The organism is Streptomyces sp. NPDC093546 (assembly GCF_044765045.1).
In the GTDB taxonomy this organism is placed as follows: Bacteria; Actinomycetota; Actinomycetes; order Streptomycetales; family Streptomycetaceae; genus Streptomyces.
This window is the reverse complement of sequence record NZ_JBIWJG010000002.1, coordinates 276,041-295,562: the sequence shown is the minus strand read 5'-3', so window position 1 is coordinate 295,562 and position 19,522 is coordinate 276,041. Positions and strand designations below refer to the sequence as shown.

General features: G+C 74.1%; 20 protein-coding genes. 16 read left to right on the top strand and 4 right to left on the bottom strand.

Annotated features, from left to right (window positions below):
• Positions 1-56 precede the first annotated feature (56 nt).
• Genes paaA through ACIRNI_RS04435 form a run of 5 tightly spaced genes read left to right on the top strand, consistent with a single transcriptional unit; the run spans position 57 to position 3,659 of the window.
• Positions 57-1,073 (top strand): 1,2-phenylacetyl-CoA epoxidase subunit PaaA, encoded by a 1,017-nt coding sequence (paaA, locus tag ACIRNI_RS04455; protein WP_403548202.1) that lies wholly within the window; start codon positions 57-59, stop codon positions 1,071-1,073.
• The gene (paaB, locus tag ACIRNI_RS04450; protein WP_355352013.1) at positions 1,070-1,357 is read left to right on the top strand and encodes a 1,2-phenylacetyl-CoA epoxidase subunit PaaB; all 288 of its coding nucleotides are present in this window, start codon (positions 1,070-1,072) and stop codon (positions 1,355-1,357) included. Before paaA ends, paaB begins: the two co-directional genes overlap by 4 nt.
• Positions 1,354-2,079 carry a 1,2-phenylacetyl-CoA epoxidase subunit PaaC gene (paaC, locus tag ACIRNI_RS04445; RefSeq protein WP_403548199.1) on the top strand — a complete coding sequence of 242 codons (726 nt, stop codon included), beginning with the start codon at positions 1,354-1,356 and terminating at the stop codon, positions 2,077-2,079. The genes paaB and paaC overlap by 4 nt, the downstream gene beginning before the upstream one ends.
• Positions 2,073-2,597 (top strand): 1,2-phenylacetyl-CoA epoxidase subunit PaaD, encoded by a 525-nt coding sequence (gene paaD / locus ACIRNI_RS04440; protein ID WP_403548197.1) that lies wholly within the window; start codon positions 2,073-2,075, stop codon positions 2,595-2,597. Before paaC ends, paaD begins: the two co-directional genes overlap by 7 nt.
• On the top strand, positions 2,598-3,659 hold the full coding sequence (locus tag ACIRNI_RS04435) for a 2Fe-2S iron-sulfur cluster-binding protein (RefSeq protein ID WP_403548195.1): 1,062 nt from the start codon (positions 2,598-2,600) through the stop codon (positions 3,657-3,659).
• A 95-nt stretch (positions 3,660-3,754) separates the two neighbouring features.
• Here ACIRNI_RS04435 and ACIRNI_RS04430 read toward each other — a convergent pair whose 3' ends face one another.
• From ACIRNI_RS04430 to ACIRNI_RS04420, 3 genes are all read right to left on the bottom strand, one after another.
• Positions 3,755-4,099 (bottom strand): rhodanese-like domain-containing protein, encoded by a 345-nt coding sequence (locus tag ACIRNI_RS04430; RefSeq protein WP_403548193.1) that lies wholly within the window; start codon positions 4,097-4,099, stop codon positions 3,755-3,757.
• 85 nt (positions 4,100-4,184) lie between these two features.
• Positions 4,185-5,051, bottom strand: coding sequence for a hypothetical protein (locus tag ACIRNI_RS04425; RefSeq protein WP_403548813.1), 867 nt, complete (start codon positions 5,049-5,051; stop codon positions 4,185-4,187).
• A gap of 55 nt (positions 5,052-5,106) precedes the next feature.
• Complete coding sequence (locus tag ACIRNI_RS04420) at positions 5,107-6,558, bottom strand: DUF2252 domain-containing protein (protein ID WP_403548191.1); 1,452 nt, start codon at positions 6,556-6,558, stop codon at positions 5,107-5,109.
• A 168-nt stretch (positions 6,559-6,726) separates the two neighbouring features.
• On the opposite strand from ACIRNI_RS04420, the gene ACIRNI_RS04415 reads away from it, so the two are divergent.
• The gene (locus ACIRNI_RS04415; RefSeq protein WP_403548189.1) at positions 6,727-7,221 is read left to right on the top strand and encodes a MarR family winged helix-turn-helix transcriptional regulator; all 495 of its coding nucleotides are present in this window, start codon (positions 6,727-6,729) and stop codon (positions 7,219-7,221) included.
• Positions 7,222-7,254: 33 nt separating this feature from the next.
• Here ACIRNI_RS04415 and ACIRNI_RS04410 read toward each other — a convergent pair whose 3' ends face one another.
• A complete protein-coding gene (locus ACIRNI_RS04410) occupies positions 7,255-7,641 on the bottom strand; it encodes an ArsR/SmtB family transcription factor (protein WP_403548187.1) in 387 nt (128 codons plus the stop codon).
• A 79-nt stretch (positions 7,642-7,720) separates the two neighbouring features.
• Here ACIRNI_RS04410 and ACIRNI_RS04405 point away from each other — a divergent pair, with 79 nt between their 5' ends.
• From ACIRNI_RS04405 to ACIRNI_RS04360, 10 genes are all read left to right on the top strand, one after another.
• A complete protein-coding gene (locus ACIRNI_RS04405; protein ID WP_403548185.1) occupies positions 7,721-9,103 on the top strand; it encodes an NAD(P)-binding domain-containing protein in 1,383 nt (460 codons plus the stop codon).
• A gap of 157 nt (positions 9,104-9,260) precedes the next feature.
• On the top strand, positions 9,261-9,437 hold the full coding sequence (locus ACIRNI_RS04400) for a hypothetical protein (protein WP_403548184.1): 177 nt from the start codon (positions 9,261-9,263) through the stop codon (positions 9,435-9,437).
• Positions 9,438-9,489: 52 nt separating this feature from the next.
• Complete coding sequence (locus tag ACIRNI_RS04395; protein WP_403548182.1) at positions 9,490-10,740, top strand: ATP-grasp domain-containing protein; 1,251 nt, start codon at positions 9,490-9,492, stop codon at positions 10,738-10,740.
• Positions 10,737-11,795: a branched-chain amino acid aminotransferase gene (locus tag ACIRNI_RS04390; RefSeq protein WP_403548180.1), complete on the top strand. Its 1,059-nt coding sequence runs from the start codon at positions 10,737-10,739 to the stop codon at positions 11,793-11,795. Before ACIRNI_RS04395 ends, ACIRNI_RS04390 begins: the two co-directional genes overlap by 4 nt.
• A gap of 302 nt (positions 11,796-12,097) precedes the next feature.
• Positions 12,098-13,114, top strand: a complete 1,017-nt coding sequence (locus tag ACIRNI_RS04385) for an amino acid--tRNA ligase-related protein (protein WP_403548178.1) — start codon at positions 12,098-12,100, stop codon at positions 13,112-13,114.
• 145 nt (positions 13,115-13,259) lie between these two features.
• Positions 13,260-14,069: a hypothetical protein gene (locus ACIRNI_RS04380; protein WP_403548177.1), complete on the top strand. Its 810-nt coding sequence runs from the start codon at positions 13,260-13,262 to the stop codon at positions 14,067-14,069.
• Positions 14,066-15,490 (top strand): His/Gly/Thr/Pro-type tRNA ligase C-terminal domain-containing protein, encoded by a 1,425-nt coding sequence (locus ACIRNI_RS04375; RefSeq protein WP_403548175.1) that lies wholly within the window; start codon positions 14,066-14,068, stop codon positions 15,488-15,490. Before ACIRNI_RS04380 ends, ACIRNI_RS04375 begins: the two co-directional genes overlap by 4 nt.
• Before the next feature lie 52 nt (positions 15,491-15,542).
• Positions 15,543-17,120, top strand: a complete 1,578-nt coding sequence (locus ACIRNI_RS04370) for a GNAT family N-acetyltransferase (RefSeq protein ID WP_403548173.1) — start codon at positions 15,543-15,545, stop codon at positions 17,118-17,120.
• On the top strand, positions 17,117-18,211 hold the full coding sequence (locus ACIRNI_RS04365) for a S66 peptidase family protein (protein WP_403548171.1): 1,095 nt from the start codon (positions 17,117-17,119) through the stop codon (positions 18,209-18,211). The genes ACIRNI_RS04370 and ACIRNI_RS04365 overlap by 4 nt, the downstream gene beginning before the upstream one ends.
• Complete coding sequence (locus tag ACIRNI_RS04360) at positions 18,199-19,518, top strand: MFS transporter (protein ID WP_403548170.1); 1,320 nt, start codon at positions 18,199-18,201, stop codon at positions 19,516-19,518. The genes ACIRNI_RS04365 and ACIRNI_RS04360 overlap by 13 nt, the downstream gene beginning before the upstream one ends.
• The last annotated feature ends 4 nt before the right edge of the window (positions 19,519-19,522 follow it).

Here is a 19,522-nt window from a genome sequence, read left to right as displayed (position 1 = left end):
GCCGTCGACTCACCATTGAAGTCATTCAACCGAACGATCGGTCGGTAGGGGGCCCGATGACGGCAGTGACCGCGGACACGCAGGGCGCGCAGGAGGCGTACGAGGCGGCGTTCGACGCCGCCGTGGCCGCCGACGAGCGGATCGAGCCGCGCGACTGGATGCCGGAGGCGTACCGCGCCTCACTCATCCGGCAGATCGCGCAGCACGCCCACTCCGAGATCATCGGCATGCAGCCCGAGGCGAACTGGATCACACGCGCCCCCTCCCTCCGGCGCAAGGCGATCCTCATGGCCAAGGTGCAGGACGAGGCCGGTCACGGCCTGTACCTCTACAGCGCCGCCGAGACGCTCGGCGTCAGCCGGGACGAGCTGCTCGACAAGCTCCACTCCGGCCGCCAGAAGTATTCGTCGATCTTCAACTACCCCACGCTGACCTGGGCCGACGTCGGCGCCATCGGCTGGCTCGTGGACGGCGCCGCGATCACCAACCAGGTCCCGCTGTGCCGCTGCTCCTATGGCCCGTACGCCCGCGCGATGGTCCGGGTCTGCAAGGAGGAGTCCTTCCACCAGCGGCAGGGGTACGAGTCGCTGCTCGCCCTCTCGCGCGGTACGCCGGAGCAGCACGCGATGGCGCAGGACGCGGTGAACCGCTGGTGGTGGCCCTCGCTGATGATGTTCGGCCCGCCGGACGACGAGTCGGCGCACTCGGCGCAGTCCATGGCCTGGAAGATCAAGCGGCACTCCAACGACGAGCTCCGCCAGCGCTTCGTCGACATCTGCGTCCCGCAGGCCGAGGCCCTCGGGCTCACGCTCCCGGACCCGGACCTGCGGTGGAACGAGGAGCGCGGGCACTACGACTTCGGCCCGATCGACTGGGCGGAGTTCTGGGAGGTCCTCAAGGGCAACGGCCCCTGCAACGACCAGCGGATCACCCAGCGGCGGCGGGCGCACGAAGAGGGCGCCTGGGTCAGGGAAGCCGCGGCGGCCTACGCCGCGAAGCACCGGCCCGAAGCCCCCCACCAGCCCACGAACCAGCACGCGAACCACCAGCAGCACGGAAAGGCGACTCCATGACGACCAGCGACTGGCCGCTGTGGGAGGTGTTCGTGCGCTCGCGCCGCGGGCTGTCCCACACCCACGCGGGAAGCCTGCACGCACCGGACGCGGAGCTCGCCCTGCGCAATGCCCGCGATCTGTACACCCGCAGGAGCGAGGGCGTGTCGATCTGGGTGGTGCCCTCCTCGGCGATCACCGCGTCCTCGCCGGACGAGAAGGACCCGTTCTTCGAGCCGGCCGCCGACAAGCCGTACCGGCACCCGACCTTCTACGAGGTCCCGGAGGGGGTGAAGAACCTGTGACCGCCACCGTGAGCACCGCAGCGGCGCTCGCCCTCGGCGACGACGCGCTCGTGCTGTCCCACCGGCTGGGGGAGTGGGCGGGCCACGCCCCCGTCCTCGAGGAGGAGGTGGCCCTCGCCAACATCGCGCTGGACCTCCTCGGCCAGGCGCGGGTGCTGCTCTCCCTCGTCGGCGACGAGGACGAGCTCGCCTATCTGCGCGAGGAGCGGGCCTTCCGCAACGTCCAGCTGGTGGAGCAGCCCAACGGCGACTTCGCCCACACCATCGCCCGCCAGCTCTACTTCTCCACCTATCAGCGGCTGCTGTACGGCCGACTGTCGGCGGCTGCGGACGCGGGCGACCTCTGCGGTCTCGCGGCGAAGGCGGTCAAGGAGGTCGCCTACCACCAGGACCACGCCGAGCAGTGGACGCTGCGGCTCGGCGACGGCACCGCCGAGAGCCACGAGCGGATGCAGCGGGCCTGCGCGGCGCTGTGGCGCTTCACGGGCGAGCTGTTCCAGCCGGTGGAGGGGCTCGACGTCGACTGGCGGGAGCTGGAGTCCGACTGGCTGGCGTCGGTGACGGGGGTCCTGGAGCGGGCCACGCTCACCGTGCCGGACGGCCCGCGCACCGGCGCGTGGCGAGCGGGCGCCGGGCGGCAGGGCCTGCACACGGAGCCGTTCGGCCGGATGCTCGCCGAGATGCAGCACCTGCACCGCAGCCACCCGGGGGCGTCATGGTGACCGGCACGGCCCGCCCGACGGCGCTGGAGGAGGAGCTGAGCCGGCTGGCCGGCTCGGTCCCCGACCCCGAGCTGCCCGTACTGACGCTGGAGGAGCTCGGTGTGATGCGGGGGGTGCGTGTCCTCGCCCCCGGCCGCGTGGAGGTCGAGCTGACCCCCACGTACACCGGCTGCCCCGCCATCGAGGCGATGTCCTCGGACATCGAGCGGGTGCTGCACGACCACGGCGTACCGGAGGTGTCCGTGGTGACGGTGCTCTCCCCCGCCTGGTCGACCGACGACATCAGCGCGGAAGGGCGCCGCAAGCTCGCCGAGTTCGGCATAGCGCCACCCCGCCACCAGGGCGGCGGCGGGACCGGTGGCGGGACCGGGCCGGTGCCGGTGTCGCTCGCGATCCGGTGCCCGCACTGCGGCTCGACCGACACCGAGCTGTTGAGCCGGTTCTCCTCCACCGCCTGCAAGGCGCTGCGCCGCTGCACCGCCTGCCGCGAACCGTTCGACCACTTCAAGGAGTTGTAGATGTTCCATCCGCTCCGGGTGAGCGAGGTCGAGCGGCTCACGGACGACTCGGTGGCGGTCACCTTCGACGTGCCGCCCGAGCTGCGCGAGACCTTCCGGCACACGCCCGGCCAGCACGTCACCCTGCGCCGCGCCACGGCCCGGGGAGAGGAGATCCGCCGGACGTACTCGATCTGCTCCCCCGCCGCGCCCCCAGGGGCCGGCCCCGTGCTGAAGGTCGGCATCCGGCTGGTGGACGGCGGCGAGTTCTCGACGTACGCGCTCAAGGAGCTCGCCGCCGGGGACACGGTCGACGTCATGGAGCCGATGGGCCGGTTTCTGCTGGAACCGCGCCCGGGGCGCTTCGCGGCGATCGTCGGCGGCAGCGGCATCACGCCGGTGCTGTCGATGGCGGCGACGGTGCTGGAGCGGGAGCCCGACGCGCGGTTCTGCCTGATACGCAGCGATCGCACCGCCGCCTCGACGATGTTCGTGGACGAGGCCGCCGAGCTGAAGGACCGCTTCCCCGGCCGGTTTCAGCTGGTCACCGTGTTGTCGCGGGAGGAGCAGCAGGCGGGGCTGCCGTCCGGGCGGCTCGACCGCGAGCGGCTCACCGAGCTGCTGCCCCGGCTGCTGCCGGTCGGCGAGGTGGACGGCTGGTACCTGTGCGGGCCGTTCGGGCTCGTCCAGGCGGCCGAGCACGCGCTGCGCGGACTCGGTGTGGAGCGCGGCCGCGTCCACCAGGAGATCTTCCACGTGGACGACGGGACGGCGTCCGCCGCCGTGCGGGCCGCCGCGATACCCGCCCATGCCACGCTGACCGCGACCCTGGACGGCCGGTCCGGCACCTGGCCGGTGCGGGAGGCGGAGTCGCTCCTCGACACGGTGCTGCGCGCCCGCGCGGACGCGCCGTACGCGTGCAAGGGCGGTGTCTGCGGGACCTGCCGGGCGTTCCTGGTCAGCGGCGAGGTGCGGATGGACCGCAACTACGCGCTGGAGCCCGAGGAGACCGACGCGGGCTATGTGCTGGCCTGCCAGTCGCATCCCGCGACGTCGGAGGTCGAGCTGGACTTCGACCGCTGACGGCCGCGTCGCGCCGGGCCGAACTGGCGGGGTTCGGTCGGTCCACGCGGCCGGTCGGTCCGGTCGGTCCGGCCGGGCCCGACCACGTCCGGCTCCTACAGAACGAAGGGCTCGGTGCCGTTGTCCGTGACCATCGGGCGGCCGGCACCGTCCCAGGCGAGCATGCCGCCGTCGACGTTCACGGCGTCGATGCCCTGCTGGACCAGGTACTGCGTGACCTGGGCGGACCGGCCGCCGACCCGGCACATCACATAGGCGCGCCGCCCGTCGGCCACCGCCTCCGTCACCTCGCCGAAGCGCGCCACGAAGTCGCTCATCGGCACGTGCAGCGCGCCCTCGACGTGTCCGGCCGCCCACTCGTCGGCCTCGCGGACGTCCAGTACCAGCCCGTCGGCCGGGACGGACGCGGCGTCCACCGCGGGCAGCTGGGCGAAGTTCATGGCTCACGCCTTCTCTCGTCGCATCGGATGTACGTCACGCACACCGCGTACACCACGTACACCCCGTGTCACGTACGTCTCGAACCTACTGCACCTGCCGCGTGAGCGCGGCAAGCTCCTCCTCGCGCTCGGCGACCTGCGCCAGCAGCTGCTCGGCGACCTCGTCCAGCAGCCGGTCCGGGTCGTCGGGCGCCATCCGGAGCATCGCGCCGATCGCGCTCTCCTCCAGATCCTGCGCCACGATCGTCAGCAGCTCCTTGCGGCGCGCCAGCCAGTCCAGCCGGGCGTAGAGCTCCTCGCTCTCGCTCAGCTCGGCCGCCGCCGGCACCGGGCCGCGCGCCCACTCCTCGGACAGCTCCCGCAGCAGCGCCTCGTCACCGCGGCCGTAGGCGGCGTTGACACGCGTGATGAACTCCTCGCGCCGCTGCCGCTCCTCCTCGTCGCGCGCCAGGTCCGGGTGGGCCTTGCGGGCCAGCTCGCGGTAGAGCTTGCGCACCTCGTCGCGGACCCGCACCCGCTTCGGGGGCTGCACGGGCCGGTCGGTGAGCATCGCGGCGGCCTCGGGGGACAGCCCGTCGGAGTCGACCCAGTGGTGGAAGAGCTCCTCGACACCCGGCATGGGCAGCACCATCGCCCGGGCCTCCCGCGCCTTGCGCAGGTCCTCCGGGTCTCCGGTGCGGGCCGCCCGCGCCTCGGCGATGAGGGCGTCCAGCTCGTCCAGGCGGGCGTACATCGGGCCGAGCCTCTGGTGGTGGAGCCGGGAGAAGTTCTCCACCTCGACCCGGAAGGTCTCCACCGCGATCTCGAACTCGATCAGCGCCTGCTCGGCCGCGCGCACCGCCCGCTCCAGCCGCGCCTCGGGCCGCTCGGCGCCCTGCTGCCAGGCGCCCTGCTGCCGGCCGCCGTGCCGGTCAGCGGGGGGCTGCTCGCCGCCGTGCTGCTCGCCGGTCATGTCGTCGCTCGGGGTCGTCACCCGACCAGCGTACGGGCGGAAGCCGCCTCGCCGGTCACACCCCCGGCTCCGCGGGGATCCGCCCGCTCCTGACCGCCGCCACCAGGGCCGTGTGGTCCGCTTCCGTGCGGTCCGCGTACGCCACGGCGAACCGTGCGACCGCCTCCTCCAGCTCGTCGTTCTTGCCGCAGTACCCGGCGATGAGCCGGGGGTCCGCGCTGTGGGCGTGGGCCCGGGCCAGCAGGGCCCCGGTCATCCGCCCGTAGTCGTCGATCTGGTCGGCCGCGAGGGCCGCCGGGTCCACGCTGCCCTTGCGGTTGCGGAACTGGCGCACCTGGTACGGCCTGCCGTCGACCGTCGTCCAGCCCAGCAAACTGTCGCTGACGACCTGCATCCGCTTCTGCCCGAGGACCACGCGCCGCCCCTCGTGCTCCACGCCCGGCGCCTCGAATCCCGCCCGGGGCAGGTGCGGCAGCAGCGCCGAGGGCCGCGCCTCCTTCACCTGGAGCACCAGCGGCTCACCCCGGTGGTCGAGCAGCAGCACCACGTACGAGCGGGTCCCCACGCTGCCGGTGCCCACCACCCGGAACGCCACATCGTGGATGGCGTACCGGGCGAGCAGCGGCAGCCGGTCCTCCGGCAGCGTCCGCAGGTACTCCCCCAGGGACGCGGCGACCGCCGCCGCCTCCGCGTCCGGCACCCGGCTCAGGACGGGCGGCGCGTCCACGAACCGCCGCCCGCCGTCCGCGCACTCCTCCGTCGACTTGGCGGCGAAGCGGGCGCTGGTGTTGGCCCGGGCCTTCTCCTCGACGCGCTCCAGCGTGCCCAGCAGGTCGCGCGCGTCCGTGTACGAGACGAGCTCCTCGTCGGCGATGGCGTTCCAGGCGTCCAGCGCCGGCATCCTGGCCAGCAGCCGCATGGTCCGCCGGTAGGCGCCCACCGTGTCGAACGCCGCCGCCCGGCACACGTCCTCGTCCGCGCCCGCCTCCCGCCCCGCGAGCACCAGCGACGTCGCCAGCCGCTTGACGTCCCACTCCCAGGGCCCGGTCACGGTCTCGTCGAAGTCGTTCAGGTCGATGACGAGCCGGCCCCGCGCGTCGCCGTACAGGCCGAAGTTGGCCGCGTGCGCGTCACCGCATATCTGCGCGCCGACGCCGGTGACGGGCGTGCCCGCCAGGTCGTACGCCATCAGCCCGGCGGCGCCGCGCAGGAAGGCGAACGGCGTCGCGACCATCCTGCCCACCCGGATCGGCACCAGCGATTCCACCCGCCCGCGGTTGGACTCCTCCACCGCGCGCACCGCGTCCGGCCGCTCCCCGGCCGGCGGCGCCAACGTCGCGTGCGAGGCCCTCGGCACCCGGTCGCGCAGCGCCTTGCCCCGCGCCTTCACGGACTGCGCAGCCGCGCCGACCGCCCCCGCGGTCCGCCGCGCGAACCCCGGCACCACCGGTATCCGCTCGCCCTCGCGCTCCTCGTACCCCTCGTACTTCTCGTGTTCCTCGTACATGAAACCCCCCGTCCGCACACCGCCGCCGCCCGAATGACGCAGACCGTACCGCCGCCTTCGCACACGCGTCTCCCCCTGTGGACATCTCGCTGTGGATAACCCGCGCAGCACGCGGTACCCGCCCTCGTGCACACCCCCGACCGCACACACCCCAGGGAAAGGCCGACGATGCCCGGGGCGCGCCACGAGTCCCTCCGCGACGTACGCGACGTCCACACCGTCCGCGACGAGGCCGTCGACGTCATCCAGCGCGAGCTCACGGCGTTCGCCCGCCGCGCCCGCGCCGCGGCCGCCCGGCTGCACCCCGAGCTGCCCCTCGTCTCGTACACGCTCCTCGCGCACATCGACTACCGCCACGGCTGCCGCGCCACCGACCTCGCAGCCCACTACATGCTCGACAAGTCGACCGTCAGCCGCCAGATCGCCGTGCTCGAGAAGCTGGGCCTCGTCGAGCGCCGCCCCGACCTCAGCGACCACCGCGTCCAGGTCCTGCACCCCACCGAGGCCGGCCGCCGGCTGCTGTCCTCGACCCACGCCAGCCGCCGCGCCGCCTACGAAGCCCGGCTCGCCGACTGGTCCACCGAGGACCTCGACCGCTTCGCCGCGTACCTGCTGCGCTACAACGCCGCGGCCGCCGACGACCCCGGTTCCCACCCCTGCTGACCGTCGTCTGCAAGCCGCCGTCCGCCGACCGCGTCACGCGCCGCTGGTGAGCACCTTCCCGAGGGCGGCCATGACGGACGGCTCCACCCGGTAGAAGACCCAGGTGCCGCGCCGCTCCGAGGTGAGCAGTCCCGCCTCCTTCAGCTTCTTCAAGTGGTGGGACACGGTCGGCTGGGAGACGCCGACGTCGGAGATGTCGCAGACGCACGCCTCCCCGCCCTCATGAGAGGCGACGGCGGAGAACAGCCGCAGGCGCACCGGATCGCCGAGCGCCTTGAACATCGCGGCGGCCCGCACCGCCTCGTCGGCGGTCAGCGGGCGTTCGTTCAGCGGCGGGCAGCACGGCTCGACGCCCGGGCCCGGGACCCGGCCCGGGCCCCGGTCGGGCTCCAGAAGCGGCAGCAGCTGGTTATTCGACATACGTCTATGTTGACACACGTCGAATCAGAGGCAAGGCTGGGAACAAGACATCGACATACGTCGAATCAAGGAGCCCGCCGTGAACGCGCCCACCACCCCGCCCGTCCTGTCCGAGCTGCCCGTCGTCGTGATCGGGGCCGGCCCGGTCGGTCTGGCCGCCGCCGCCCACCTCGTCTCGCGCGGCCTGGAGCCGCTGGTCCTGGAGGCGGGACCGGCCGCCGGATCGGCCGTACGGGAGTGGGCCCACGTGCGGCTCTTCTCCCGCTGGGCCGAGCTCGTCGACCCGGCCGCCGAGAAGCTGCTGGCACCGACCGGCTGGGTGAAGCCCGACGGCGCCGCCTACCCGACGGGCGGCGACTGGGCGGACCGGTACCTCCAGCCGCTGGCTGACGCCCTCGGCGACCGCGTCCGGTACGGCGCGCGGGTCACCGGCGTCTCCCGGGCGGGCCGCGACCGGGTCGTGGACGCCGACCGCGACGCGCAGCCCTGCACCGTCCACACCACCGGGACGGACGGCCGCGAGGAGCGGCTCCTCGCCCGCGCGGTGATCGACGCCTCCGGCACCTGGTCCACCCCCGGCCCGCTCGGCGGCGACGGCCTGCCCGCCTTCGGCGAGCGCGCGGCCGGCGACCGCGTCGCCTACCGCGTGCCGGACCTCCAGGACCCCGCCGTACGGGCCCGTTACGCGGGCAGGCGCACGGCCGTCGTCGGCTCCGGCGCCTCCGCCTTCACCGCCCTCGCGGCCCTCGCCGACCTGGCGGAGAGCGCGCCGGGCACCCACGCCGCCTGGGTCCTGCGCCGCGGACTGACCGACTCCACGTACGGCGGCGGCGAGGCCGACGAGCTGCCCGCCCGCGGCGCGCTGGGCCTGCGCGCCAAGGCGGCCGTGGAGGCCGGGTACGCGAGCGCGGTCACCGGCTTCCGTACGGAGGCGGTCGAGCGCGACGGCGATCACCTGGTCCTCGTCGGCGAGGACGGCCGCCGCCTCGACCCCGTCGACGAGGTCATCGTGCTGACCGGCCTCCGCCCCGACCTGTCCTTCCTCACCGAACTCCGCCTCGGCCTCGACGAACGGCTCCAGGCCCCGACCGCGCTGGCGCCCCTCATCGACCCGAACGTCCACTCCTGCGGCACCGTCTACCCCCATGGCGTACGGGAGCTGGCGCACCCGGAGAAGGACGTCTACCTCGTCGGCATGAAGTCCTACGGCCGCGCCCCGACGTTCCTCGCCATGACCGGCTACGAGCAGGTCCGCTCCGTCTCCGCCGCCCTCGCCGGCGACCACGAGGCCGCCGAACGCGTCGAACTCACCCTCCCCGAGACCGGCGTCTGCGGCGGCGCGGGCCTCTTCGACGAGCCCAACGCCCCCGAGGCAGAGGCGGGCGGCTGCTGCGGCGCACCGGCCCCGGCCCCGGTCACCCTCCTCCCGACACACCACGGCAAGGGCCCGCAGCCCGCGTGATGGCCATGACGACCGCCCGGCCCGCGGCCCCAGCCCCTGCCGGGGCCGCTTGGGCACCTGCCTGCCAGTCCGCAAGCTGCCAGGCGGATTGCTTGGCCCCGGGGTGACAGGCGGCGCAGAATCGCGTTACCGCTTCGCATCAACAGGGGGAAACATCATGGAACTTCTCGTTCGCGCTGCCGCAGGTATTTCGGGTCTCGCCGCCGCGCTGATCGTCGGGGGAATCGGAATCCACGGCGGGAACAGCGCCGTTTCCGCGCAGCACGGGACCACGACCGCGAACACGACCGTGCTCGCCGTCCCGACCACCTCGGAAAGCCTCAACTGGGACTGATGTCGAAGCGGGCCGGACGCGGAAACAGGAAGAGATGCAGGGGATGAGGGAATTGAACCTCTTGGTGTGCCGGTGGGACCGGGTGACGCTGCAGGCATTGCTGGACCGGGGCGCCCGGGTGACTCTCGTCTACGACGAGTGGGAGGCCGCCAACCGGGCCATCGACCCGGCGCTGATCGCCCGGGTCGACCGCCACTACGTGATCCGGAGCTTCGACGCCCTGGACGAGATGGCCCAGCTCGCGGTCGACATCCGGTCGACCGGGACGAAGATCGACCGGGTGCTGAGCCTCTCCGAGTTCAGCCAGTTCAGCGCCGCGTACCTGGCGACGCTGCTGGGTCTGCCGCAGCCGTCGATCGAGAAGTCCGTCCTCATGCGCGACAAGCGCGCGATGAAGGACCGCGCCCGGGAGGCGGGGATCGCCTGCGCCCGGCACGTCTCGCTCTCCACCGCGGACGTCGAGGGCTCGGTGCGCAAGGTGGCCGACACGCTGGGCTTCCCGGTGGTCGTCAAGCCGGCCGCCGGCCTCGGCTCGGTCGCCACCTCGCTGGTCACGGAGCCGGAGGAGCTCGCGGGGATCCTGCGCGCCGCCGGCCGGGAGACGGTCGCCCAGTTCCTGATCGCCGAGGAGCCCATCGACGGCGACGAGTACCACGTCGACGCCGTGTGGGAGAACGGCAAGGCCCAGATCCTCGGGGTCAGCCGCTACCTGCGGCCGCGCATGACCGTGACCACACCGGGCCGGGACAACGGCTCGATCCTGCTGCCGCGCGAGCGCGAGCCGGAGCTGTACGCCGAGGTCGAGGAGTTGCACGAGCGGATCAACGCCGCGTTCGAGATCACCGACGACATCACCCACCTGGAGATCTTCCGCCGCGCCGACGGCCGGCTGTGGTTCTCCGAGATCGCCACCCGGTTCGCCGGTGGCGCCATCCCCGAGAGCTTCGGGCCGTACGGCGCCGACCTGCGGGAGCTGTGGGTGGAGGCCATCATGGGCGCCGGGGCGGAGCCGCTGTCGCTGCGCACCCCGCCGTACCCGTACGTCGGCTGGATCAACCTCGCGCCCGCGGAGCCCGGACGGATCGTCAAGGAGCCCTCCGACGAGGAGATCGGCCGCTTCCCGTACGTCCTGGACACCATCCGCTCCCGCCCGGCCGGCTTCGAGATCGGCGAGCTGCACCCCTCGGTGTGGTGCCTGCTGCTCGTGCTGGGCGCGGACGACGAGGAGCAGTTCCGGGAGCGCGCCGCCGCGTTGGAGGCCGCGCTGCTGCCCTCGTACGAGATGTCCCCGGTGGCGCCATGACCGCGCTGACCGAGGCTCCGGCGTCCGCCCGGCTCGGGTTCGGGGCCCGCTTCACCCGGCACATGGTGCTCTCCCGGTGGACGCCGGAGAGCGGCTGGTCGCCGCTGGAGCTGGCGCCGCACGCGGCGCTCGAGCTGTCGCCCGCCGCCATGGCGCTGCACTACGGCCAGGCCGTGTTCGAGGGGCTCAAGGCGTACCCGCGGCGGGACGGTTCGCTCGCGCTGTTCCGGCCGGACGTCAACGCCGAGCGGTTCAACCGCAGCGCCGAGCGCCTGGCCATGCCCCACCTGCCGGTCGAGCGCTTCACCGAGGCCTGCGAGGTGGTGGTGCGCGCGGACGCCGGCGAGGTGCCGCAGGGGCCGGGGCAGAGCCTCTACCTCCGCCCGTTCATGATCGCCGTGGAGCCGAGCCTGGGCGTGCGGCCCTCGCGGGAGTACCTGTTCGCGGTGATCGCCTCGCCGGTGGACTACTTCTTCGCCGACGGCTACCAGGCCATCGACGTGTGGTGCGCGCCGGACCACATCCGCGCCGCGCCCGGCGGGACGGGCGCCGCCAAGTGCGCCGGCAACTACGCGGGCAGCCTCGCCGCCAAGGCGGAGGCCCTGGCACGGGGCTGCCACGAGGTGCTGTGGCTGGACGCGCGGGAGCACCGCTGGGTCGAGGAGCTGGGGGCGATGAACTTCTTCTGCGTCACCCGCGACAAGGCCGGCGGCCCGGTGCTGGCGACCCCGCGCCTGTCGGGGACCATCCTGGCCGGCAACACGCGGGGCAGCCTGATCGAACTGGCCTCCGCGCTGGGCATCCCCACCGTCCAGCGTCCGATCTCCCTGGAGGAGCTGACCGCGGGCGACGGCCGCGTGACCGAGGCGTTCGCCTGCGGCACGGCCGCGTCCGTCGTGCCCATCGGGGCCGTGACGACCTCCTCCGGGCGCAGCGTCATCGCCGACGGCCGGCCCGGCGAGGTCACCACGCGGTTGCGTGACGAGCTCGCCGCGATCCAGTACGGAGACCGGGACGACCGGTTCGGCTGGATGCACACGGTGTCCGTTCCGTAGGTGAAGAGCATTCCGCATCAGGCCATTTCGTAGAAGGCCATTTCGTAAAACACGAGAAGTGATAGGGCTGTTGCTGCCGGGGATTCCCGGCAGCAACAGCCCTTTTCGCTTTTCCGCCGGAATTCGCGCCTCCGGGCAGGAGGATGCCAGGCAGCCTCGCGCCAGCGGAAAACGATGACGCGAGCGCCGCGGACGCGCAGGATGGGACACACGAAACCGATCCGGTTTCCGGCGCGTTCGGCTCTGCCGCGTACGGCGCGGAGCATCGGATCGCCCATTTCTAGGGGACTTAGGGGAATACATTGGCCACGCCCACGTACACGCACGGTGGTTGGCGTCCTTCCGCGGACCGCTTCCTGGAGATCGTCGACCAGCCGCTGTACCGCACGCTCGTGGACCTTCAGGACCTCGTGACCACGGAGACCGCGCTCTTCTGGAGCGAGCGCGGCGTCAAGTCCGTGCACCTGCCCATCACCACCAACAGCATCTCCAGCCCGATGGGCCTCGGCAGCGACTCCCTGCCGGTCGAGATCGACCTCTTCGGCCAGCGCACCTTCCTCGCCGACTCCATGCAGTTCATGCTGGAGTACGGCTGCCGCCTCAGCCCGCAGGGCAGCTGGTACCTGATGCCCAGCTTCCGCGGCGAGGACTGCGACGAGACCCACCTCAACCAGTTCTTCCACAGCGAGGCGGAGCTGCCCGGCGGCCTGGACGAGTGCATCGACGCCGTCAACGCCTACATGCGCCGGCTGGCCCGGTCCGTCCTGGACCGCTACGCCGACGACGTCCGCGCCATCGCCGGCACCACCGAGCACCTGGAGCGCATGGCGGGCCTGGAGTCCTTCCCGCGCATCACGTTCGAGGAGGCCGTCGCCCACCTCGGCGACGACCCGGACGCCGTCGAGCACCACGGCGGCTGGCGCACCCTCTCGCGCCACGGCGAGCGCCGCCTGATGGACGAGATCAGCCCGATCCTGTGGGTCACCCACTACGACCACCTGTCGGTGCCCTTCTACCAGGCGTACGGCGACGAGGAGGGCCGCACCGCCCTCAACGGCGACCTGCTCTTCGGCATCGGCGAGACGGTCGGCTGCGGCGAGCGCCACGTGGACGGCGAACAGACCCGCAAGGCGCTGGCCCACCACGAGGTGCCGGAGGCGGACTACGACTGGTACGTCCGCATGAAGGAGGCGCGCCCGCAGCACACCTCCGGCTTCGGCCTCGGCATCGAGCGCTGGCTGATGTGGGTGCTCCAGCAGGACGACATCCGCGAACTGCAGCTGGCGCCGCGTCTGAACGGTGTCTCCGTCACCCCGTGACCGTGTGACACCCGCTCATCGCCGGGCCGGCGCCCTCCGGGGCGCCGGGCCCGGCGGGGCGGCCACCGCGCCACCCGCGCCCGCCTCGAGGCGCACGCCCGCCTCCACGCCCACGCCCGCGCTCGCATCCCGCACTGGACCCACCATGCCCCTGACCACCGGCGCCACGGCACCCGTGCCCGCGCCCGCCACCGCGCGCGCCACCGTCACGGCGCCCGCCGCCGTCACCCCGACGACCGCCGCCGAGCTGGTCCGGCGCGGACACGGGCCCGCCGGGCACTACGTGCTGAGCGGCCCGGCCATGGACCTGCTGCGCGACTCCCAGCGGCTGATCGAGCCGCTGCTGCGCGCCGCGTCCGTCCGCCGGACCCACCTCCCGGTCCTCGTGCCGCCGACGCTCGTCCGCCCGGTGCGCGACCTGCTCCGCCCCGGGCTGCGGCGCACGGCGCTCACCACGCACGACTCGGAGCAGCCCACCGGCTGGTACGCGACCGCCGGGCTGTGCCTGCGCGCGCTCCCGCTCGTCTCCAAGCAGCGCTTCAGCTGGCGGGAGCTTCCGGTCGGGTTCTGGTCCGGCGGCCCCGCCGTCTCCCCCGTCATCGACACGGCCACCGGCACGGACGCCGAGGACCTGGTGTGCGCGGACGGGCTGCTCGCGGGGCCCGAGGGGCCCGAGGGCACCGGCCTGGTCGAGACCGTGGGCCGCGTCCTCGACGAGCTCGGTGTCGGCGGTGGCGCCGGCCCCGCGCCGGAGCCCTGGGCCCTGACCGGGGAGGCGCTGGTGTGGCGGCACGCGGGCCGCGTGACCGCCTCGGTGACCTCGCTTCCCACGGAGGCCGCCAAGCGGTACGGCGCCTGCTACGTCGACGCCGGCAACCGGCTGCGGCCGCTGAACGTGACCTTCTTCCACATCGCCCAGTTCGCGCTGCTGCGCGGGACGGAGACTGCCCGGTGACCGCATGGGCCGGGGACGCCGCGGCACTCCAGCGCTCCCACATCATCCACGCCAAGTACCCCGTCGCCGGGGCCAGCGGCTGGCTGCCCCACGGCTACGCCCTGTGCGACCGCGTCCTGGACGCCTTCCGCGCGCTGTTCGAGGACGGCGGCTACGAGGAACTCGGCCTGCCCTCGGCGGTGCCGCTGTCCGCTCTGGAGCGGCAGGCCGGCTCCATCAAGAGCTTCCTCGACCGGGTGTACCTGCTGCGGGACGCCGAGGGGCAGGGCGCGCCCGGCGGCGGGGACGAGCCACTGGTGCTCGCCTCGACCATCGAGGCGCAGATCTCGCTGGTGATGGCCGACTGGCTGCGGGAGGGCCGCACCCCGCCGTTCCGGGTCAGCACCGTGCGCACCGTGGGCCGCCACGAGGGCCACGGCATGCGGCCGCTGTGGATGGAGCGGTTCGTGTGGCCGTTCTTCGAGGCGCAGGCCGCCTTCACCGGCGACTCCTCCGCCGACGTCGCCTTCCTGCTGCACGGCCCGGGCCGGGTCGCGGCGGCCCTGGGCCTGCCGACCTTCGCGGTCGAGCGGCTCAAGGAGCCCGGCGCGAAGGGCGCGTACGCCGACCGCCGGCACGAGCTGGTCACGCTGCTCCCAGAGGGCGCCTCGACCACGCTGACGTCCGTGTACGAGCTGGGAACCCGGTTCAGCGAGACGTTCGGGGTGCGCCACGGGGCCGAGCCGCTGACGATGCTCAACTTCGGCTTCTCGGCCCGCCTCGTGCTCGCCCTGCTGGTCCACTCGCACGACGACCCCGACCGGCCGGTGTACCACCCCTCGGTCGCCCCGGTGCAGGTCGCCGTCGTGCCGGCCGTCCTGGAGAGCGCCGAGCGGGCCGCCCGGCTGGCGCAGGCCCTGCGGGAGCGGGGCGTCCGGGCCGAGGCGTACGACGACCACCGCGGCCTCAAGGCCCGCGCCGGCCGGGCGCGGGCGCACGGCGTGCCCCTCTTCCTGACCGCGGAGGGCCCGGCGCGCGGCGAGGTGCTGCTGCTCGGCGCGGACGCGGGCGAGGGCGAGCCGGTCGGCGAGCGGGACCTCGCGGAGCGGGTGTCCGAGCGGCTGGCGGCGCTCGGCGCGGACCTGGTCCGGGACCGGGCCGCGGCGCACCGGGCCCGCGTCCTCGACCTGGACGCCTTCCCCGGGCCCGACGGCCCGGCGGCCGTGCCCGCGGCGGCCCGGGTGCCGCTGTGCCACCGGGACGCGTGCGCCGGCGCGGCCCTGGACCGCCCCGGACTCGACGTGATCGGCCGGCTCACCGGTGAGAACGGCGTCCCGTTCGGCGACGACGCGGCGGCGGCACCGCCGCGCGCGTGCGCCTGCTGCGGGCGCTCGACCGGCTCGGCGGTCCTGCTGGGGCGCAAGTTCCGCGGCGAGAAGTGACGGCGCGAGACGGCGAGAAGCAACGGCCGGAAGGAAGAAAGGAAGAGGAGAGATGAATCGTTTCCCCGAGGCGGTCCTGCGGACCGAGCGCCTCGTGCTGCGCCCGTTCGCCGAGCGGGACGTGCCCGGCGTCCAGACCGCCTGCGACGACGCCACGACCCAGCGCTGGCTGCCGCTGCCGAGCCCGTACACCGAGGAGCACGCCCGGTGGTGGTGCACCCAGGGCGCGCCCGAGTCGCTGACGAGCGGAGACGGCGTGCAGTTCGCGGCGGAGGACGCCGCGACCGGTGAACTCGTCGGCTGCTTCGGCCTGAAGCGGACCGACTGGCGCGAGCTGACGACCGAGATCGGCTACTGGACCGTCCCGGCCGCCCGCGGCCGCGGCTTCGCCCCCGAGGCCGTGCGCGCCGTCGCCTCCTGGGTGTTCGACGCCACGCCCGTACGCCGCGTCATGCTGCTCGCCGCGACCGGCAACCACGGCTCCCAGCGCGTCGCGGAGAAGGCCGGGTTCACCCGCGAGGGCGTGCTGCGCGAGGCGGGTACGACCCACGCCGGCCGCGTCGACGTCGTCGCCTACGGCCTGCTCCCCACGGACCCGCCCCCGCGGCCCGCGGCGCACGCCGCCCCCCTGGGGCCGGTGCGCGAGGAGGTACGGGAGCACCTGGCACGCGGCGACGCCGCCGTGCTGATCAGTGCCCATGAGCACGCCGGCGCCGAGCTGATCCACCACGACGAGACCTCGGAGCACACCTACCGGCAGTCCGTGGAGCAGCTGATGCGGCTGCTGGGCACGCTCGGGCGCGCGCACCTGCCCGAGCCTCCCGCCACCGTCGGCGCGCTCGTGCTGCCGATGCCGTACTACCGGCGCTTCAAGCCGGCGGGCGTCCCCGTGGACCCCGGGACGTGCAGCCGGGTGATCCGCGAGCGCAACCTCGAACTCCTCGACGAATGCGCCCGGTTCCGCAAGGACCACCCGGTCTCCGCCGGCCTGCCCATGCCCGCGCTGATGGCCGACCCGTTCCGCGACGCGGAGGACTTCGCCGCCGACTACGAGGGCCGCCTCGACGAGGTGTTCGCCCTCAAGTGGCACCCGCCGGCCGCCGAGACCCCGCTCGCCGCGTACGTGGCCCGCGGCTACCTCTCGCTCGGCGCCCGGTGGAACGTCCCGACCGTGCTGCACTGCTCCCCCGAGGGCCGCCTCGGCGACCTCGCGGAGATCCGCGCCGACGTGGTCCCCGCGGCCGTCGCCGCCGGGGCCCGCGTCAGCATCGCCCACCTCGGCTTCCTCAACCCGGGCCTCCCCGAGATCCTGGCCAACCCCGGCGTGTACGCCGACCTCGGCCCCTGGGAAGCCGTGTGCGAGCGGACCGTCGGCGACCCCGGCCCGGCCGGGTCCGACACCCGGCTGGCCGAGCTGATCGCCGAGTGCGGACCGCGCCTGATGTTCTCGCTGGACACCCCCTGGCACCTCCAGCCCTGGGACGACGGCCGGATCCTGGGCGCCGACACGCCCGACGCGGTGCGCCGCATCCTCGGCTCCCTGGAGCTGGGCGGCGCCGGCGCCGCGGCCGCCCGGGGCCTGCTGTCGGGCAACGCGCTGCGCTATCTGTTCGGCGGGCCGTCCGCGTGAGCGCCGGCCTGCCCACCACCACCCCGCCGCCGCCGCTGCGGCCCGGCACGGTCGTCGGCGTCGCCGCGACCAGCGCCTGGGCCGCCGGCCGGTTCCCGCACCGCACCCGCCGGGCCGTGGCCGCGCTGGAGCGCGCCCTGGGCAGCCCGGTGCGGCTCGCCCCCGAGGGCCGGTACGCGGGCGCCATCGCCGGCACCGGCCGGGAGCGGGCCCGCGCCCTGCTCGACCTGTACGCCGACCCCGACGTCGGCGCGGTCCTCACCACCATCGGTGGCAACAACTCCAACGACCTGCTGGAGCACCTGGACGAACTGGCCTCGCTCCCGCCGAAGATCCTCGTCGGCTACAGCGACAACACCGCGCTGCTGCTGGGCTGCCAGGCGATCACCGGCACCACCGTCTTCTACGGCCCCGCCCTGCTGCCGCAGTTCGGCGAGTGGCCCGCGCCGTTCCCGGAGACCGTGGACCACCTGCGCCGCACTCTCACGGGTGAGGGGGGCACCGCGGACGGCGGCGCCGACGGCGTCTGGCCGCTGCCGTCGTGGTGGACCCAGCCGTACGGCGACTGGGCCTCGGCCGACGAGGAGGAGCGGCCCCGGTACCCGGGCGGCGCGTACGTGCTGCGCCCCGGCCGCGCCGAGGGCGTGCTGTTCGGCGGGAACGTGCCGACGCTGAGCTTCCTGGCGGGCACGCGCTGGCTGGCCCCGCCGGACGGGCCGACCGTGCTGTGTCTGGAGGGCACGGAGGACGGACTGACCGTCCCGGCGTTCCAGCGCAGCCTGACCCAGCTGCGCCACCTGGGCATCGCCGAGCGTGCGACCGCCGTGGTGGTGGGGCGCACTCCTGGCGGCCCGTACGGCCCGGAGCGCACGGACGCCCTGCACCGGATCCTCCTGGACGCCTTCCCCGGCGACGTACCGATCCTCCTGGACCTGCCGTTCGGGCACACCGACCCGATGCTCACCCTCCCGCTCGGAGCCGCGGTCCGCGTCGAGGCGGACGGTGGCCGGCCCGTCGTCCGCACCCTGAACCCGACCGTCGCCGCCCCCGCCGCCCGAACGGACCGAAAGGAAAGCCCGTGTCCCTCCTGAAGGACCTCGCCTCGCTGCCCCGCCCCGCGCGGACGCTGCTGGCGCTCGGCGCGGTCAACAACATCGGGTCCGGCCTGGTCCTGCCGTTCCTCGTCGTCTACGTGCACCAGGTCAACGGCCTCGGCCTCACGACCGCGATGCACGCCGTCTCCGTGACCTCGGTCGCCGTGATCGTCGGCGGTCTGCACGCGGGACGGCTCGCCGACCGCGTCGGAGCGCGCCGGGCCGCCGCCGCGCACATGGCGCTGAGCGCGGTGGGCGTGGCGGGGTACGCGGTCGCGTCCCAGGGATGGCACTTCCTGCTGGCCTCCGCGGTGTGGGGCATCGGCCTCGGCGGCTCGTCGGCGTGGAACGCGCTGCTCGCCGCCTCGGTGCCGGACGCGTCCCACCCCGTGGTGTTCGGCTCCAGCTTCACCCTGGCCAACGCCGCCATGGGCATCGGCGGCCTGCTGGGCGGCGTGGTGGCCGCCACGGCGCACCCGCTGTCGTTCCGGCTGCTGTACGCCGTGGACGCGGTCAGCTATCTCGGGGTGGCCGTGCTCATGCTGGTGCTGCGCGGGCTGGACCCCGCGCCGTCCGCCGCCGCGCCGTCCGCGCCCGGGGCGGGCGCGCGCCCGGCCGGCTACCGGCAGGTGTTCGCCCACCGCTCGTTCCTGGTGGTGATGGTGGTCGGCGCGGCCCTCTACTTCGCCTCGTACGGGCAGTTGGAGGCGGGCTACCCGGCGTTCCTGGTGACCCACACCGGGGTCGGGACCTCCCTGATCGCGGTGCTGTTCGCGGTGAACACCGGCGGCGTGATCGCCGCCCAGGTGGTCCTGCACGACCTGGTCAAGCGGTGGCGGCACACCCGCACGGTCGCCCTGGCCGGCGTGCTGTGGGCGGCCAACTGGGCGCTGGTGCTGGTCGCCGCCGGGCTTCCCGGAGGGGCCGGGCAGCTCACGCTGCTGATCACGGCGATGGTGCTGTTCGCCACCGCCGAGACGCTGTACGCGACCGGGATGCCGTCGCTGGTCAACTCGCTGGCCTCCCCGGAGCTGCGGGGGCGCTTCAACGCCGCCTACGGCATGTCGACCTCGGTCGGCTTCGTGACGGGCCCGCTGGTCGCGGGGGCCCTGGTCACCTCCGGTTCCGGGACCCCGTACGCGGCCGGCATGGCCGCGCTGTGCGCCGTGGCCCCGCTGCTGCTTCTCGCCGTCCGCGCCAAGCGCCCCCAGGTGGCGGCGGTGGCAACGGACGCGACGGACCCGGCGAACCCGGCCGACGCGACGGCGAACGCTGCCGCGGTCGCCGAGCCCGCCCGCGCCTGACCGC

Coding starts and splice junctions, on each gene's coding strand:
- ACIRNI_RS04390 (WP_403548180.1), top strand. CDS start 10,737: ATGACCGCGCTGACCGAGGCTCCGGCGTCCGCCCGGCTCGGGTTCGGG.
- paaD (WP_403548197.1), top strand. CDS start 2,073: ATGGTGACCGGCACGGCCCGCCCGACGGCGCTGGAGGAGGAGCTGAGC.
- paaA (WP_403548202.1), top strand. CDS start 57: ATGACGGCAGTGACCGCGGACACGCAGGGCGCGCAGGAGGCGTACGAG.
- ACIRNI_RS04400 (WP_403548184.1), top strand. CDS start 9,261: ATGGAACTTCTCGTTCGCGCTGCCGCAGGTATTTCGGGTCTCGCCGCC.
- ACIRNI_RS04380 (WP_403548177.1), top strand. CDS start 13,260: ATGCCCCTGACCACCGGCGCCACGGCACCCGTGCCCGCGCCCGCCACC.
- ACIRNI_RS04420 (WP_403548191.1), bottom strand. CDS start 6,558: ATGTACGAGGAACACGAGAAGTACGAGGGGTACGAGGAGCGCGAGGGC.
- paaB (WP_355352013.1), top strand. CDS start 1,070: ATGACGACCAGCGACTGGCCGCTGTGGGAGGTGTTCGTGCGCTCGCGC.
- ACIRNI_RS04430 (WP_403548193.1), bottom strand. CDS start 4,099: ATGAACTTCGCCCAGCTGCCCGCGGTGGACGCCGCGTCCGTCCCGGCC.
- ACIRNI_RS04370 (WP_403548173.1), top strand. CDS start 15,543: ATGAATCGTTTCCCCGAGGCGGTCCTGCGGACCGAGCGCCTCGTGCTG.
- ACIRNI_RS04410 (WP_403548187.1), bottom strand. CDS start 7,641: ATGTCGAATAACCAGCTGCTGCCGCTTCTGGAGCCCGACCGGGGCCCG.
- ACIRNI_RS04425 (WP_403548813.1), bottom strand. CDS start 5,051: ATGACCGGCGAGCAGCACGGCGGCGAGCAGCCCCCCGCTGACCGGCAC.
- ACIRNI_RS04415 (WP_403548189.1), top strand. CDS start 6,727: ATGCCCGGGGCGCGCCACGAGTCCCTCCGCGACGTACGCGACGTCCAC.
- ACIRNI_RS04435 (WP_403548195.1), top strand. CDS start 2,598: ATGTTCCATCCGCTCCGGGTGAGCGAGGTCGAGCGGCTCACGGACGAC.